The 16,126-nt window shown below is 66.9% G+C and carries 17 protein-coding genes and 1 pseudogene; 5 read left to right on the top strand and 13 right to left on the bottom strand.

Going from position 1 to position 16,126, the window contains the following annotated elements; all coding sequences use genetic code 11:
* The 8 genes from folB to dacB all read right to left on the bottom strand — a co-directional run.
* On the bottom strand, window positions 1-361 hold a 361-nt coding region (gene folB, locus CH256_RS01440), incomplete at its 3' end, for a dihydroneopterin aldolase (protein WP_094668681.1).
* A complete protein-coding gene (gene folP, locus CH256_RS01435) occupies window positions 358-1,206 on the bottom strand; it encodes a dihydropteroate synthase (RefSeq protein ID WP_179271960.1) in 849 nt (282 codons plus the stop codon). The genes folB and folP, both read right to left, overlap by 4 nt.
* A 19-nt stretch (window positions 1,207-1,225) precedes the next feature.
* Entirely contained in the window at window positions 1,226-1,825 is a 600-nt protein-coding gene (gene folE, locus CH256_RS01430) for a GTP cyclohydrolase I FolE (protein ID WP_037195562.1), read from the bottom strand.
* 219 nt (window positions 1,826-2,044) lie between these two features.
* A complete protein-coding gene (gene ftsH, locus CH256_RS01425; RefSeq protein WP_094668680.1) occupies window positions 2,045-4,936 on the bottom strand; it encodes an ATP-dependent zinc metalloprotease FtsH in 2,892 nt (963 codons plus the stop codon).
* Between the two features lie 298 nt (window positions 4,937-5,234).
* Complete coding sequence (gene hpt, locus CH256_RS01420; RefSeq protein WP_094641392.1) at window positions 5,235-5,786, bottom strand: hypoxanthine phosphoribosyltransferase; 552 nt, start codon at window positions 5,784-5,786, stop codon at window positions 5,235-5,237.
* Between the two features lie 11 nt (window positions 5,787-5,797).
* Window positions 5,798-6,754 (bottom strand): tRNA lysidine(34) synthetase TilS, encoded by a 957-nt coding sequence (gene tilS, locus CH256_RS01415; protein WP_068053652.1) that lies wholly within the window; start codon window positions 6,752-6,754, stop codon window positions 5,798-5,800.
* Window positions 6,754-7,851 carry a zinc-dependent metalloprotease gene (locus tag CH256_RS01410; RefSeq protein WP_094668679.1) on the bottom strand — a complete coding sequence of 366 codons (1,098 nt, stop codon included), beginning with the start codon at window positions 7,849-7,851 and terminating at the stop codon, window positions 6,754-6,756. The genes tilS and CH256_RS01410 overlap by 1 nt, the downstream gene beginning before the upstream one ends.
* Window positions 7,836-9,239 (bottom strand): D-alanyl-D-alanine carboxypeptidase/D-alanyl-D-alanine endopeptidase, encoded by a 1,404-nt coding sequence (gene dacB / locus CH256_RS01405; protein ID WP_094668678.1) that lies wholly within the window; start codon window positions 9,237-9,239, stop codon window positions 7,836-7,838. The genes CH256_RS01410 and dacB overlap by 16 nt, the downstream gene beginning before the upstream one ends.
* Window positions 9,240-9,381: 142 nt before the next feature.
* Between dacB and CH256_RS01400 the strand changes: the two genes are divergently transcribed.
* Window positions 9,382-9,873, top strand: a complete 492-nt coding sequence (locus CH256_RS01400) for an inorganic diphosphatase (RefSeq protein ID WP_068053642.1) — start codon at window positions 9,382-9,384, stop codon at window positions 9,871-9,873.
* 63 nt (window positions 9,874-9,936) lie between these two features.
* The gene (locus CH256_RS01395; protein WP_032395173.1) at window positions 9,937-10,386 is read left to right on the top strand and encodes a PAS domain-containing protein; all 450 of its coding nucleotides are present in this window, start codon (window positions 9,937-9,939) and stop codon (window positions 10,384-10,386) included.
* Window positions 10,387-10,435: 49 nt separating this feature from the next.
* Here the strand turns inward: CH256_RS01395 and CH256_RS01390 are convergent, their stop codons facing one another.
* The 3 genes from CH256_RS01390 to CH256_RS01380 all read right to left on the bottom strand — a co-directional run bounded on the left by CH256_RS01390 (window position 10,436) and on the right by CH256_RS01380 (window position 12,884).
* A complete protein-coding gene (locus CH256_RS01390; RefSeq protein ID WP_094668677.1) occupies window positions 10,436-11,512 on the bottom strand; it encodes a GGDEF domain-containing protein in 1,077 nt (358 codons plus the stop codon).
* A gap of 78 nt (window positions 11,513-11,590) precedes the next feature.
* Window positions 11,591-12,055 (bottom strand): MarR family winged helix-turn-helix transcriptional regulator, encoded by a 465-nt coding sequence (locus tag CH256_RS01385; RefSeq protein WP_256989325.1) that lies wholly within the window; start codon window positions 12,053-12,055, stop codon window positions 11,591-11,593.
* Window position 12,056: 1 nt separating this feature from the next.
* Complete coding sequence (locus CH256_RS01380; protein ID WP_068053633.1) at window positions 12,057-12,884, bottom strand: crotonase/enoyl-CoA hydratase family protein; 828 nt, start codon at window positions 12,882-12,884, stop codon at window positions 12,057-12,059.
* Between the two features lie 119 nt (window positions 12,885-13,003).
* On the opposite strand from CH256_RS01380, the gene CH256_RS01375 reads away from it, so the two are divergent.
* Window positions 13,004-13,501 carry a 2-oxo-4-hydroxy-4-carboxy-5-ureidoimidazoline decarboxylase gene (locus CH256_RS01375; protein ID WP_068053631.1) on the top strand — a complete coding sequence of 166 codons (498 nt, stop codon included), beginning with the start codon at window positions 13,004-13,006 and terminating at the stop codon, window positions 13,499-13,501.
* 37 nt (window positions 13,502-13,538) lie between these two features.
* Here the strand turns inward: CH256_RS01375 and CH256_RS01370 are convergent, their stop codons facing one another.
* Window positions 13,539-13,763: a DUF6480 family protein gene (locus CH256_RS01370; protein ID WP_068283967.1), complete on the bottom strand. Its 225-nt coding sequence runs from the start codon at window positions 13,761-13,763 to the stop codon at window positions 13,539-13,541.
* A gap of 28 nt (window positions 13,764-13,791) precedes the next feature.
* Complete coding sequence (locus CH256_RS01365; RefSeq protein ID WP_179271959.1) at window positions 13,792-14,436, bottom strand: TetR/AcrR family transcriptional regulator; 645 nt, start codon at window positions 14,434-14,436, stop codon at window positions 13,792-13,794.
* A gap of 52 nt (window positions 14,437-14,488) precedes the next feature.
* Here CH256_RS01365 and CH256_RS01360 point away from each other — a divergent pair, with 52 nt between their 5' ends.
* Window positions 14,489-15,493: a hypothetical protein gene (locus CH256_RS01360; protein WP_068053624.1), complete on the top strand. Its 1,005-nt coding sequence runs from the start codon at window positions 14,489-14,491 to the stop codon at window positions 15,491-15,493.
* 4 nt (window positions 15,494-15,497) lie between these two features.
* Window positions 15,498-16,034: pseudogene (locus CH256_RS01355) on the top strand (allantoicase); the annotation flags it as partial.
* Between the last annotated feature and the right edge of the window lie 92 nt (window positions 16,035-16,126).

Below are 16,126 nucleotides of genomic sequence, written 5' to 3'. Positions count from 1 at the left end.
TCAGCGGGATCGGGGCCGACGGCTTGTGCAGCACCACTTCCACCGCGTCGACGCGTGAGTCGTACGCCAACACGACCTCGGCGATCTCGGCCGAGACCGTCTCGATCAGGTCCCTGGACGGGCCCGCGACGACGGCCGCAGCGTGCTCGGCCAGTTCTCCGTAGTGCAGCGTTCGGGTCAGGTCGTCGGTCTCGGCCGCGGGCCGCAGGTCCATCCACACGGTGATGTCGACGACGAAGTCCTGCCCGTCTCGCTTCTCGAAGTCGAAGACGCCGTGATTGCCGCGCACCGTCAGGCCCCGCAGTTCGATGCGGTCGCCGCGACGCGTCCCCGCGCCGACGCGGCTGCTGATCTCGCTCATGCCCGATCACCCTGCCATGCCCGAACGACGGCGACCGCGTCGAGTGACGCCTGCACGTCGTGTACCCGGACACCCCATGCACCCGCAGCGACCGAGAGCGCCGACACCACGGCCGTGGCGATCTCTCGCCCGTCCGGCGGCCGCGGAGTACCGTCGTCGTCCGCCAACAGCGAGCCGAGAAAACGCTTCCTGGAAGCACCGACGAGTACTGGGAAGCCGGCCGACACCAAGTCCGGCAGGCCCCGCAGCAGTTGCCAGTTGTGCTCGGCGTTCTTGGCGAATCCGAGGCCGGGATCGAGCACGAGCATCGCCGTGTCCACGCCCGCGGCCACCGCGTGATCGACCTGTTCGAGCAGTTCACCGCGGACGTCGGCGACCACGTCGTCGTATCGATCGGCCGGTCCGGCGTGCCGATACTCGGATCCGGCGGCCCGCCAGTGCATCAGGATCCACGGCAATCCACCGTCCGCAACGACCCCGGCCATGGCCGGATCCGCCCGACCACCCGAGACGTCGTTGACGATCGAGACCCCGGCATCGATCGCCGCCTCGGCGACCGAGGCACGCATGGTGTCGACGCTGGTGGTCACCCCTGCTGCGGCCAGCGCGGCGATGACCGGCACGACGCGCTGCGCCTCGAGCGTCGGGTCGATCCGGTCTGCTCCGGGACGCGTCGACTCGCCACCGACGTCGACGATGTCGACTCCGCGACGGTGCATCGCCAGTCCGTGTTCGACGGCGGCATCGACATCGAGGTACCTACCGCCGTCGGAGAACGAATCGGCGGTGACGTTGAGGACACCCATGACGACCGGTGCCGGGGGGATACTGCGCGCCGGGTTCATCGGGACTCGACCGGACGCGTCATTTCCGCAGGATCAGGTCCAGAGCTTCCGAACGCGATGCCGCGCTGGACTGCAACAGACCCCGCACCGCCGACGTGGTGGTGCTGGCTCCCGGCTTGCGAATGCCGCGCATGGCCATGCACAGGTGCTCGGCCTCGATCACGACGATCGCACCGCGCGGGTCGAGTTTGCGCATCAACGCGTCGGCGATCTGGCTGGTCAGCCGTTCCTGAACCTGCGGGCGCTTGGCGTACATGTCCACCACGCGCGCGAGCTTCGACAGGCCGGTGACCTTGCCGCTCTTGCCCGGGATGTACCCGACGTGTGCGACGCCGTGGAACGAGACCAGGTGATGCTCGCACGTGGAGAACATGGGGATGTCGCGGACGAGCACCAGTTCCTGGTGCCCCTCGTCGAACGTCGTGTTCAGCGCCGTGTCAGGGTCGGTGTAGAGCCCGGCGAAGATTTCACGGTAGGAACGCGCCACGCGGGCCGGCGTGTCGAGCAGACCCGGACGGTCCGGATCCTCGCCGACGGCGATCAACAGCTCACGCACTGCGGCCTCGGCACGAGGCTGGTCGAAGACCGCACCGGTGGCGTAGGCCACTGTCTGTTCCACTGCCCGCTGCTGCGCTGCTGGGACTTCTGCCGAGTCGATTATCGACTCGTCGGTCCGGTTGACTGACACGAGAACGTACCTCCGGTTGGGCTCCGCGAATGTGACAGCTGGGCCGAACCGCACCTGTTCCTCACGGAGCAGCTGCGCCGACCTGCAGCACGGTTCGAACGACGGACTGGGCCGACCGAAACGGTCGACCCAGCCAGCCTAATGACCGACCTAGCGGTACGAACCGCCCGGCCCTTCCCAGCGTTGGGTGCGTGGACCTTCGTCGCCGTCGTCCTCTGCTCGCTCGTCTCGGCGCGAGTCCTCGGACGGGTTGTGCGAGGGACGATCGTCTCCGGGCAGCGGATAGCTCTGCGATGGAGTCGGAACCTCCCACGTGGGTGGCGACGCTTCGGCCGGTCCGGCATCGTCCTCGTGCTGGCCGTACGGGGGCTCGTGCCGAGAGTTACGACCCTGGTCCCGAGTGTCCGGCCGGAACGGATCCGGCTGATACTGCGGCGGCTGATATCCCGGCTGTTGATTCGTCGGCGGCTGGTTCGACGGCGCAGCGGTCGGCGGCTGGTATGCCTGTGGCTGCTGGTAGGTCGGGTGCTGTCGGTACGTCGGAGGCTGACCCTGCGGCGGCTCGTACCGATTCTGGTCCGATCCCGGCTGCTCGCGGTTCGGCTGATCGTGAACCGGCGGCGTGGTCGGTCCCTGGTACCGGGGAACCGCAGGCTGGTCGCGCGGAGGCCAACCCGGAGCCGACCATCCGGCCGGGGCACCGTAATCGGGACGCGAGCCCTGGCCGGGGCCGCTCGAGCGAGGTTCCTGCCGACGCTGGCCTTCGGAGTATCCGCCCCCGTTGGGAGCGCCTCCGTTGGTCGGGCCGCCGTAACCACCGTTGTAGCCACCGCCGTTGTAACCGCCGGTTGCGGGGGCGCTGCGTCGGCCACCACCGGTGTTCGGCGCATCGACGTCCCCGGTGCTCGGTGATCCGTTGACCGGGCCACCGTTGGTCGGAGCACCGTTCGATGGGGCACCGTTGGTGGGCACGCCGTTGGTCGGTCCGCCGTTGTATCCGTTGCTTCCGTTCGGGTAGCCACCCTTGGTCAGCTGCGGAGAACCGGCGTAGCTGGGCTGCGGAAACTGTTGCGGCGGAAGCTGCTTCGGGGCCGGCGGTACCGGAGGCCACGGCTCGCCGCGCTCGGCGGCGAGTTCGCGGGGCGTCTTGACCGGTGGCTTGTCCGAGGGCTTGCGATCACCGAAGTCGTTGAACAGGGTGATGCGCGGACGCTTGGTGACGCTGTGGAAGATCTTCTCGAGGTCCTTGCGGGTGAGCGTCTCACGTTCGAGCAGCTCCGAGGCAAGGGTGTCGAGCAGGTCGCGGTACTCGTTGAGGATGGCCCACGCCTCGGTGTGCGCCGCCTCGATGAGTTTGCGCACCTCCTCGTCGATCTCGCGGGCGACCTCGTGCGAGAAGTCGGACTGCTGGCCCATCGAACGGCCGAGGAACGGATCGCCCTGTTCCTGCCCGTACCGAACGGCTCCGAGCTTGCTGCTCATGCCGTACTCGGTGACCATCGCGCGGGCGATCTTGGTCGCCTGGTCGATGTCCGAGGACGCACCGGTTGTCGGCTCGTGGAAGACGAGCTCCTCCGCTGCACGGCCACCCATGGCCATGACGAGTCGAGCGATCATCTCCGACCGCGTCATCAGGCCCTTGTCGTCCTCGGGCACCGTCATCGCGTGGCCGCCGGTGCGACCGCGAGCAAGGATGGTGACCTTGTAGACGGGCTCGATATCGGGCATCGCCCACGCGGCGAGAGTGTGACCACCCTCGTGGTACGCGGTGATCTTGCGCTCGTGCTCGCTGATGATGCGGCTCTTGCGGCGCGGGCCACCGACGACGCGGTCGACCGACTCCTCGAGCGACGCCTCGGTGATGACGGTGCCGTTCTCGCGAGCGGTGAGCAGTGCTGCTTCGTTGATGACGTTGGCCAGGTCGGCACCGGACATCCCGACGGTTCGCTTAGCGAGACCTTCGAGGTCGGCGTCCTGAGCAACGGGCTTGCCTGCCGAGTGCACCTTCAGGATTGCTCGACGGCCGGCCAGGTCGGGGGCACCGACCGGGATCTGGCGGTCGAAGCGGCCCGGACGCAGCAGGGCGGGGTCGAGGATGTCGGGGCGGTTGGTGGCGGCGATGAGGATGACGCCGGTGCGCTCACCGAAGCCGTCCATCTCGACGAGCAGCTGGTTGAGTGTCTGCTCGCGCTCGTCGTGTCCGCCGCCCATGCCCGCGCCGCGCTGGCGACCGACGGCGTCGATCTCGTCGACGAAGATGATGCAGGGGCTGTTCTGCTTGGCCTGCTCGAAGAGGTCGCGCACACGGGATGCACCGACGCCGACGAACATCTCGACGAAGTCCGAGCCGGAGATGGTGAAGAACGGGACGCCGGCCTCGCCTGCGACGGCGCGCGCGAGCAGCGTCTTGCCGGTTCCGGGCGGGCCGTACAGCAGCACGCCGCGCGGAATCTTGGCACCGAGCGCCTGGTAGCGCGCCGGGTTCTGCAGGAAGTCCTTGATCTCGTAGAGCTCTTCGACGGCCTCGTCCGCGCCTGCGACATCGGCGAACGTGGTCTTGGGCATGTCTTTCGTCAGCTGCTTGGCCTTGGACTTGCCGAAGCCCATGACCCCGCCGCGGCCGCCACCCTGCATGCGGCTCATGACGAAGATGATCACGCCGAGGATCAGCACCATCGGAAGAATCAGCAGCAGGAACGAGCTGAACCAGCTCTCCTGGGTGACGGTGGTGTTGTAGCTCGCCAGGCCCTGCGAGTCGACCTTGTCGAAGATCTGCTCCGACGCCGAGTCCGGGTACTTGGCGATGATCTGCGTCTCGTTGTCGGTGGCGTCCGACGCCTCCCGCAGAGTCAGCCGGATCTGCTGCTCGCGGTCGTCGATCTGCGCGGACTCGACATTGCGATCGTCGAGCTGGGCGATCGCCACCGAGGTGTCGACCGTCTTCCAGTCCCGCGTGTCGTTACCGAAGTAACTGAAGGCATAGATCACCAACAGAATGCCGAAAACGATGGCAAGATTTCGTATTACTGTCTTCCGATTCATACAGCTTCAGCCGAGTCGGCCGTGTCCTTTCAGTCCGCTCCCGCGCGCTGGCTGCTCCCTGCCCGCCGGATACTCCAGGCTAGCGCGAGACTCGGACATCTGACTCGCTCATACCTGGCGCTGTGCGTCCACGCACCTGTTTGCGTCGACGCTTCTTCCCCTCCAACGACTGCACTCCCCCGGCAGTTCCCCACCTGTCGGGCACACTATCCGCATCGATGGACCCTTGCACACGTCTCGGCGCGGCAATGGTCCATTCACGCGAACGGGGTGGACCGGACGAACCGAAGAAAACAGCTCAGCTGTAGACCTTGGGATCGAGCAGACCGATGTAGGGCAGATCTCGGTAGCGCTCGTTGTAGTCGAGGCCGTAGCCGACGACGAACTCGTTGGGGATGTCGAAGCCCACGTTCGCGACCTCCACGTCGACCTTGATGGCGTCGGGCTTGCGCAGCAACGTCACCACCGACAGCGAGGCAGGCGAACGGGTCGCGAGGTTGCGCTTGAGCCAGCTCAGCGTCAGACCGGAGTCGATGATGTCCTCGACGATCAGCACGTGGCGTCCGGTGATGTCGCGGTCGAGGTCCTTGAGAATCCGGACGACACCCGACGACGAGGTGGACGAGCCGTAGGAGCTGACCGCCATGAACTCGAGCTGCGCCGGGATGGGCAGGGCCCGGGCGAAGTCGGTCATGAACATGATCGCGCCCTTGAGGACACCGACCAGGAGCAGGTCACCTTCGGGTGCGCCTTCGGGATACCGCTGGGCGATCTCTTCTGCGAGTTCCGCAGTGCGCGCTTTGATCTGTTCCTCGGAAATGAGAACCGATTCGATGTCGCCCTCGTACACGGGGTTTCCCTTCATTCGTTCTCCAGGCCGACGCTCAGCCTGCCATGCCGACGCGAGCACACCAACCTGGCGTCGGGCGTTCCTCCCGGCAGCGCAACCCCGCCCTGGCCGGTCCACCGTCCGACGAGGGCGTCGACGGCCCGGATCTGCCGGTCGGTCAGCGACGTCACACCCCGGCCGAGCAACCATCGGCGCAGTACGCGGCGACGAATCGCGGTGTCGAGCGAGTCGATCGAGGACACCTTCAGTTCCGGTGCACCCAACGCGACGACGGATTCGGCCATCGCGTCGAGCACCCGGCCGTCCTCGCGCAACTGCTCGGCGGTCCGGGCGAGCGCAGCGGCGACACCACCGCCGAGCACGTCCTCGAGCAGGGGCAGCACCTCCTGACGCAACCGCACCCGAGTGAAATCGGGGTCGATGTTGTGCGGATCCTCGAACGGCTCCATCCCCAACTCGACGCAGGCAGCCCTGGTCACGCTGCGTCGAACCCCGAGCAGCGGCCGACCCCACGGCGCATCGAACGCCGCCATGCCCGCGATCGACCGCGGGCCCGATCCGCGCCCCAGCCCGAGCAGCACCGTTTCGGCCTGATCGTCGAGGGTGTGCGCCACCAGCACCGACGCGTCGCCGCGCTCGCGATCCAACGCGTCGTACCTGGCCCGGCGGGCGGCGGCCTCCGTCCCACCCGAGCCGGTCACCTGCACCGGCAGCACGCGCGCATCGACCACTCCCAACTCCGACGCCCGCGCCGCAGCCGTCGCCGCAACCTCCGCCGAGCCGGCCTGCAGACCGTGATCGACGATCAAGGCGCGCACGTTCGGGGCCTCGGCCACGGTCGCGGCCGTCAAAGCGAGCGAATCCGCGCCACCGGACAGCGCGACGGCAACCGGTCCCGGATAGGCCGACAACCAACCACGCACCGCACGCCTGACCTCCAACAGTGCGGGCCCCTCAGGCAGGAGCACTAGCCCAGAACTCGCGCGATCCAGGCGTCCGGGTCCTCGATCTCCGACAGCAACGGCAGCGTGTCGGGGCCCGTCCACACGGTGTTGAAGCGTTCCATTCCCACCGTGGCGACGACATGATCGACGAACGCCTTGCCGCGCACGTACTGCGCCATCTTCGCGTCCATGCCGAGCAGTGCCCGGACGACGCGTTGGAGCGGGTTCACCTTGCGTTGCCTGCGCTGATCGAAGGCACCGCGAATCTGCGTCACGGTCGGCACGACGGCCGGTCCGACGGCGTCCATCACGTGGTCGGCGTGACCCTCGAGCAGGGTGCCCAGCACGAGGAGTCGGTCGATGGCGTCGCGTTGCGGCTGCGGTTGAGTGGCGCGTAGCAGTCCGACGATGCCTGCGTCCTCGGACTTCGACGCCCCGCTCGGATTCTTGCGGGCCTTCAGCGCTCCGGTCAGCCGGTTGGCGACATCGGTGAGCGGCTCGTCCGTGCCGTCGGAGAGCACCCCCACGTTCTCGCGCATGTAGCCGCCGAGCCAGGGAGCGGAGGAGAACTGCACTCGGTGTGTCACCTCGTGCAGGCACACCCACAGCCGGAAGTCGCTCGGCGACACGCGAAGCGCCCGCTCGACGGCGATCACGTTGGGCGCGACCAGAAGCAGCGTTCCGTTCTCGCCGGTGAACGGGTCGTACTGTCCGAGAATGGCGCTGGAGAGGAACGCCAGCATCGCTCCGGCCTGCAGCCCGGCCGGCTTTCCGCCGAGCAGACCCGACGGCGGCGTGCCGTCGTCGTCTCCGGTCAGGTGCTTCATCGACGACGCGGCCGCCGCGATCCAGCCGGCGCGGTCGACCACCTGGGCGTCGGGCACGGGGAGTCCGTCGGCCAGACCGGTGGTCTCGCGAACCGGCCCCTCGGCCCGAATGGATGCGGCGGCAAGCTCTTCCACGGCAGCAGCGGCGGTGTAGCGAGAGGTGGCCGGGCCCTTGCGGGCCAGCTTCGCTCCGGTCTTGGCCGCAACGGACCAGTCGACGGCTCCGGCGAAACCGGACGTGGCTGCACTGTCGTCGGCTTTCGTAGCTGCGTCCGTGTTCACTGGCAACCACACAATCTCAGGGTCGATGCGACGGCATCGAGGGCGGGGCGACTGACGTCGGGCGGCCGGTCGTTGGACATCAGGGCGAAGGTCAGGATTCGGCCGTCGACGTCGACGACATATCCCGCCAGAGCGCTTGCAGCAGAAAGGGTTCCGGTCTTGGCTCGAACCCACCCCGCTCCGGTTCGGTTCCCCGAGGCATATCGATCCGTCAGGGTTCCGGTGGCACCGGCAACGGGAAGGTAATCGAGCATCGGACGCAGCGCAGGCTGCTCGGTTCCGGCTGCCGACGTCAACACCTGATCGAGCAGCCTGGCCGGAATCCTGCCGTCGACCGACAGCCCGCTGGCGTCCTCGAGCGTGAGTCCGGTCATGTCGAAACCTGCGGAGTACAGGGTCTGCCCGATCGCTGCCGTTGCACCGGAAAAGCTTGCTGCCGTGTTCATTTCGAGTGACAGTTCGCGTCCGATGGCCTCGGCGAGAACGTTGTCCGAGCGATAGATCATCTGCTGCAGGCGGTTTCGCAGCGGCGCGGATTCGACGGATGCGATCTGATCGGCCCCGTCGGCGGCCTTGCCGGTCGTCACCGCCGCCGGGTCGACGCCCAGCCCGGCGGCCAGTGCGCGGCCCGCGTCCAGTGCCGGGGTGGTGCTGCGTGGGGACTCGTCGACCAGTGGGTTCGATCGTCCGCCGTCGAGCATGATCGGTTCGATCGGAGTGATCGAACCGGCGGCGATGTCGGCGGGAAACCAGCCCTGCGCCATCGTGTCACCGGAATAGATCGAGGTGTCGACGCCGATGCTGCGCACCACCGTTCCGCTGCGCCGAATCTGCTCCACCAGGTCGTCGATGCGCGCCGCCCCGGGATAGAACCCGTCGGTGCCGACCGGCAGCGCGGTGAGGGTGGGGTCGCCGCCCGCGATCAGCACGATGTCGCCCTCGCCACTGCCCTGGACCACGCGAGTGGTGACACGATGATCCGCCGGCAGCCCGAGCATCGCAGCCGCCGCGGTGAGCACCTTGGTGGTCGAGGCAGGTGTCATCGGGGTGTCGGGGTTCTGGGACCAGAGCACCTGCCCGGTCTGCGCGTCGGCGACGGTTCCGGTGAACGTGCCGAGGGCTGGATCGTCGACCACCTGGGCCAGCGCCGCTGCCAGACCTGCAGCGTTCGGCATCGGTGCCGATTCCGGGAACGGGGTGATCAGCGGGTTGGGCAGCACTGTCTCGGGCGGAGGCTCGATGGCAGTCTCGGCACCGTCGGACACCGACGGCAGCACCAGCGCGGCGGTCGTCGCAGCGAGGATCACCACGAACAGCGCACACAGCGTCAGGATCACGCGCTTCTTCCTGCGCCGTCGACCCGCTGTGGGGCCGAGGAACCGCCGTGTCAGCCCCGCCACCGTTCCTCCGTAACTGCCGTGGTCGTACCCATGATCGTCCAGTCAACAGTATCCTCGGGTCCGGTAGCCTTGCGCCGCCACCATCGACACATTCCCAACGACTCGAGCCGTTCCGGCTCGACGACAACAGTGAGGACTGCACGTGCCGTTCGACGTCACCATCGAGATCCCCAAGGGGCAGCGCAACAAATACGAGGTAGACCACGTCACCGGACGTGTTCGCCTCGATCGCTACCTCTACACCGCGATGGCGTATCCAGCCGATTACGGCTTCATCGAGAACACGCTCGGCGAGGACGGCGACCCGCTCGACGCACTGGTGCTGCTGCCCGAGTCGGTGTTCCCCGGCGTCATCGTCGAGGCCCGCCCCGTGGCGATGTTCAAGATGGTCGACGAGGCCGGCGGCGACGACAAGGTGCTGTGCGTTCCGGCCGGTGACACCCGCTGGGATCACATCCAGGACCTGAGCGACGTCTCGACGTTCGAGCTCGATGCGATCAAGCATTTCTTCGTCCATTACAAGGATCTCGAACCCAACAAGCACGTCACCGGGGCAGACTGGGTGGGGCGCGCAGAGGCAGAGGCCGAAATCGCTGCATCATTCAAGCGCTTGGCGGACAATCCGGGTCACTGATCGTTTCGGCACCACACACCTCGTCTCGGCCGTGGGCCGACGAAACATAGTTTGGGGAGACGTATGACCGACAGCACTTCCAACGGTGATCGGCGCAATCTCGATTCGCGACCGATTTCGGATCCGACTCAGTTTCCCGATCTGCCGGTGACGGTCGTCCTCGACCGGATCCCGGTGCCGATCCTCGCGGTCGACCCCACCGGTGCCATCGTGTTCGCGAACGAGGCCTTCGACGATCTGTTCGGTCTCGACCGCACCGAGCGGGAGGACTTCCACCTGCACGACATCTTCCCCGACCGGGCTCCGGAGGGTGTCAACGTCGCCGACATGTTCCTCACGACGGTGGCCACCCGCGCGGATTCTCTGTGGCGGATGACCGACAAGACCGGCGATATCGTGCAGGTGCGCGCCAGCAAGTCGATCCTGCGCCGTACCGAGGACACCATCGTTCTCGTCGCGTTGGAGGACTTCACCGATCAGCTGTGGAACGACCCCAAGAGCGCCTTGCGCTGACGCACGGAACACGTTCTTCCCCGAACGACGAACGGTGTACGCCGGCGGATCATTCGCCGGCGTACACCGTTGCTCTGTTTCCGCCCGCGTGCTTGGACTCGTACATCGCCGTGTCGGCGTCGAGCAGCACGTTGTGGACCAGATCGGCACTGTCACCGGACTCGGTGGCGGTGGACCATCGACTGCCGTCGAGCAGGGCCACCCCGACACTGACCGTCACCGGCACGTCGTCGGCTGGGTCGTGAATCGACTCGAGGATCTCGTGGGCGATCCGGTGCGCGGCGGCATCGTCGACCGGTAGCGCGATGGTGAACTCCTCGCCGCCGGTGCGTGCCACGCACGGCCGCGTGCCCGTGACCGCCGTCAGCCTGCGGGCCGTCCGGCGCAACACTCGGTCCCCCACCGCATGACCGTAGGTGTCGTTGACGCGCTTGAACTGGTCCAGATCGACCACCATCAGTGCGACGGAACGGTGCTCGTCCAGCGAGTTCATCATGCGTTGGAGCCGCAATTCCAGGCCGCGTCTGTTGAGCAGTCCGGTCAGCGAGTCCGTGTTGGCGAGATCGAGTTGGCGCTGGATCACTGCGCGGAACGCGAGTACCGAGTTGACCACCAGAACCGTCACGAGGGTGCGGGCGAGGATCGACGCCGGATCCTCCGGCCGCTCGACCAGGGCGAGTACTGCGAGTAGCAGAATGACCGCGTTGACGAATGCCGTGTGGAACTTGAGCACGGTTCGCCGCGAGAAGTACGCGATGTAGGTCCCGATCACGGCGAACAGGGCAGCGCCGTACAGCGCGAGATCACGGTCGTCGAAGGTCAGCAGCATCGTCGACACGCCCACGTCGGCGTACACGACGAACCATCCCGGCATGTGGGAGGCGTCCGCCGAGCGCAGCCACCACCATGCCCCTACCGGGAGAGTCGACAGCAAGACCATCAGGCACACGACAACAGCCGTCGGTCCAACGGGACCGTCCGAGGACAGCATCGCTATCGCCCCGATGAGACCGAACGAGGGCACCAGCACGGCGATTCCTCGCGCCACCCGGCGTTCGAGTCGTACCGAGTTCCGACGGGTCCCGGCATCGGACGCGAGCAACGGCTTGTCACGACCGATCGGCACAGCATCCCCTCCGTCCGCGCTTGCTCTACGAGCGACTGCGCACTGCCTCGATCGCCCCGATCGTGGATCGCCCGCCGATCAGACGCTACCTGCGCGACGGTCGGGCAGGTCCGGCCTGATGGTTTCGTAATCGGTCAAGAAACGATCGAGCAACGTCACGAGCGATTCTCGGTCCTGCCGTGTCCACCCCTCGATCACCCGTCCGAGATTGTCGGTTCGTCGTTGCTGGATCGCCGACGCTGCTTCCTGACCCGACGCGGTCACCGCGAGCACGAACGCTCGACCGTCACGTTTGTCGGGCAGCCGCTCGACGTGCCCCCGTTCGACCAGCTGAGCCACCTGCCTGCTCACCGTCGACGGATCGGAATTCACCATGGCGGCGAGTTCACTCGACCGCATCGGTCCGTCGCGCAGGAGCCGGAACAAGCATACGTACGCGGCACCGTCGACACCGCCCGAGGACGAGATCGCAGCGATGTTGCGCTCACGCAGGCGTTGCAGCCGAACCAGCTGCGTGCCCAGCTCCTCGGCGAACTCGACCACGTCAGTTACCGGTGAACTGCGCCGGTCGCTTCTCGAACACCGAGGTGATCGCCTCGGTGAGGTCGTGCGAGGCGAGGAAGGCGGCGTTCCAGGCCGCGACGTAGCGCAGGGAATCATCGACACTGGAGGATCGAGAATGATCCAGCACGGTCTTGATGCCCTGCACCACCAGGGGCGGATTGGCGGCGATGGCGGCGGCGCATTCGCGAGCAGCGGCGAGGGCGGCGTCATGGTCCTCGAACACATCGTTGACCAGGCCGATCTTCTCGGCGCGCGCGGCGTCGATGTCCTTGCCCGTCAGTGCCAGCTCACGCATGTGCCCATCGCCGATGATCGCGGGCAGTCGAGCCAACGACCCCATGTCCGCGACGATCGCGACCCGCACCTCGCGCACGCTGAACTTCGCGTCGGCACTGGCGTAGCGCACGTCCGCGGCGGTGATGAGGTCGACGCCACCGCCGATGCACCAGCCCTGCACGGCCGCGACGACGGGCTTGCGGCAGTCCGCGACGGCGTTGATGGCCTTCTGCATCGTCTTGATTGTGTCGTGGAACGTCGTTCGGGGACCGGCCAGTGCCTTGTCCGCCATGAGCGGACCGAAGGTTCCTGCCATCGCGGCGAGGTCGAGTCCGTAGGTGAAGTTCTTGCCCGAGCCCGCGAGCACGACTGCACGAACCTCGGGATCGGCGTCGAGCTGAGCGAACAGCTCGGGGCTCTCGCTCCAGAAGTCCGGGCCCATGGCATTGCCCTTGCCCGGTCCGAGGAGGGTCACTTGCGCGATGTGGTCGGCGATCTCCACGGAGAAGGCTTTCCAGGTTCGTTCCGTCATGCCTGCGAGCCTAGCGGCAGAGTCGCCCATCTCCGCACCGCATGTTACGGCGCGTAACGTCTGCGCTAAGTCCCTGCTCAGCTCTGGTGCATACGCCGAATGAGGCTCACCATCTATCCATGCTGATGCATCAGGGACTCGGCCTGGAGACGTTCAACGATCTGCCGCGCCGCAAGGCGGTGCATGCGTTGTACGAGTGTTGTTGCTCGGTGGCGTGGGCGTCCAGGGTGGCGGACGGCCGCAGGTATCGCTCGCGGGCAGAGCTGTTCTCGGCAGCCGACGCGGAACTGGCGGAGCTGTCGGACGGCGACATGGACATGTTGGCCGCAACGCGTCCCGAGCCGAGCAAGGTGTGCGCAGCCATCAACGCCGATACGCGAGGCGCTCTGGTGACCGCGGCGCGCGCGTACTGCGAGCGATTCGGCTATCCGTACATCTGGAGCGGGTTGTTCGAGCCCGAGGGCTTCGAGCCGCGCGACATCCTGGTGGATCTGGGCCATCGACTCGACAACGACGATCGGACCGAACGCAAGATCATGCGCGACGAGCTGGCGAAGATCAACCACATTCGATTGGATCGCCTGCTCGGGCCCGAGGGCGGCTGGCCGCAGTACTGACCTGTTCGCCGAGTACGGACGGGCCGCCGACCCGGGATCAGCCGAAGAGACCGACGACGCGACCGATCAGTCCACCGGCGATCAGGATCGCCAGTAACGCCACCACACCGATGATGAGGATCGGCATGACACGGCTGCGCTGCGGCGGTTCGTGATTGGGGCCGCCGACTCCCGTTTCGGCGGGCGGGGTGTCTCCTGGCGTGACACTGCCACCGGCTTCGAGTCCTGCGGTGACGTCGGGATCGGGATTCTGAGCATTCATCTGTCCCGGTTACCCGGTGCCGTGTCCCTCAATCGAGATGTGCCCTAGCTATCGCTCCCGCGAACAGTTCGGAGACCGCGTCGGCAATGACTCCCTCGTCGATTTCCTCCGGATCCACCGAATGTTCGACGGCCAATCCGGAGATCAAGGCCGCCAGTGACGTCGCGAGGCGTCGGGCATCGAATTTCTCGCCGACTCCCCAGTCGTCCGCTCGCTCGGCGATGAGGCGTTCGAGCTCGCGCCGGAGTGCTCGACGGTCGGTGCGATAGCGCTCCGCGACGGCCGGGTCGCGTCCGGCGAGAATCCCGAATTCGACGGTCAGCAGCGGCCAGCGGGGTTCGGCGACCACCCACGACGCGATCTCTCCGCCGCCCGCTCCGGCGGCCGCGCCGGGGTCCAGATCGGAAATGTGAGCCAGTACGCGGGCCGCGAGGTCGAGGGACCGCCTGGCCAGCAGCTCGGCGAACAGCGCTTGCTTGGACTCGAAATTGGAGTAGACGGCTCCCTTGGTGAAGCCGGCGCGGTCTGCGATGTCGGTGAGTTTGGCTGCGGCATAGCCATTTTCGGTGAACTCGTCCGCTGCGGCGGCGAGCAGTCGATCTCGAACGTCGGCACGCTGCGGTCGTCGCTGCGACTGTGTCGACCCCCACTTTTCTTGCTCGTCGGCATTCACGATACCTAGAGTATTGAATACCTCGGGTATCGACAAGATTCAGGAGTCACCCATGCGCAAGATGTCACTGCTCGCCGCCGCGGTGCTGATACTTCAGCTCGGCTTCATCCTCAGCTACGTCTCGGCGTTTCATCAGCCGACTCCGCATGCGATCCCCATCGCGGTGGTGACCGAAGCCGGTCTCCCCGAGGGGCTGGACCAGCAGACGACCGATCGCCTGAACGCCATCGACGGCGCCCCGCTCGAGGCACGCACCGCGGCCGATACCGCCGAGGTCCGTTCACTGCTCCGCGACAGGGAAGTCATCGGGGCCTATGTCGTCGGCGCGAACGGGACGGACACGCTCATCACCGCCAGCGCAGCAGGCAGCTCCGAAGCCACCGCGCTGCAATCGATCTTCACCGAGGTCGACGCCGCCCAGGGCCGCCAGTTCGTGGTGCGCGACGAGATCCCGGTCGGTGTGCACGACAACCGAGGGTTGTCCGGTTTCTATCTCTCGGTCGGGTGGGTCGTCGGCGGCTACCTTCTGGCTGCCGCATTCGGACTGTTGATCGGGGCACCGACCTCGCGCCGCGAAACCTGGATGCACGTCGGCATTCTCGCGGTGTACTCCCTCGCTTCCGGCACTCTCGGCGCATTCCTCACCACCCATGTACTGGAAACCTTTGCCGGCCATTGGTTTCCACTGACCCTGCTGGGCACCGGGGTCGTCTTCGCCACCGGACTGTTCACCATGGGCCTGCGCGCCCTGATCGGTGTCGCGGCGGTGCCCGCCGCCATCGCGCTGTTCGTCATTCTCGGAAACCCCAGTGCAGGAGGCGCTTTCGGGTCCGATGTACTGCCGTCGCTCTACGCCTCGATCGGTCGGTGGATCACCCCTGGCATCGGCACCGAGGGCGTACGCAGCATCGTGTACTTCTCCGGCACCGGACTGGGGCAACCCGCACTCGGCCTGACGCTCTACATCGTGATCGGCGCGCTACTGATGGTCGCGGCGGCTCTGCGGCGTCGGTCTGCACACAACCCGATGAGCTCACGCGAGACCAGTAAAGTGTGATCCCATGACCTCCACCTTCCCGCTGCCTCTGCCCGATCTCGCTGTCCGCACTCTCGGAGGCGCAGTCGTGTGGGCGAACGACGAGACGTTCGCGGAGAAGGAGAATCTCGTCAGTCCCGGCAAGGCCGACTACTCGACCGCGACGTTCGGGCACAAGGGTCAGATCTACGACGGGTGGGAGACGCGTCGGCGACGCGAGGCAGGCTACGACGAGGCCATCGTGCGTCTCGGCGCACCGGGTGTCGTCTCGGCAATCGTCGTCGACACCTCGTGGTTCACCGGAAACTACCCGCCGGAGATTTCGGTCGAGGCCGCCGAGGTGCAGGGCTTCCCGTCCCCGGACGAGCTGCGCACGCAGACCGAGTGGACCACCATCGTCGCGCGCAGCCCGGTCGACGGCGACAGCGAGAACAGGTTCGCCGTCGCCTCCGACGCGCGGTGGACGCACGTGAAACTGTCGATCTACCCGGACGGCGGCGTGGCGCGGTTGCGGGTACTGGGCCGCGGCAAGCCCGATCCCGAGTTCCTCGCGGCCGGGCCGGGGAACAGCAGATTGTTGGGGGAGCTGTAGAACATGTTGGAGCACGCCGAGACGTAGGCACCGTTCTCGAGCGCTGCCAGGTCGACCGGCCC

The sequence above is a fragment of the Rhodococcus sp. 05-2254-6 genome, from assembly GCF_002258565.1.
In the GTDB taxonomy this organism is placed as follows: Bacteria; Actinomycetota; Actinomycetes; order Mycobacteriales; family Mycobacteriaceae; genus Rhodococcoides.
The sequence above is the reverse complement of the archived record's forward strand: the minus strand, read 5'-3'. Positions and strand labels throughout refer to the sequence as shown.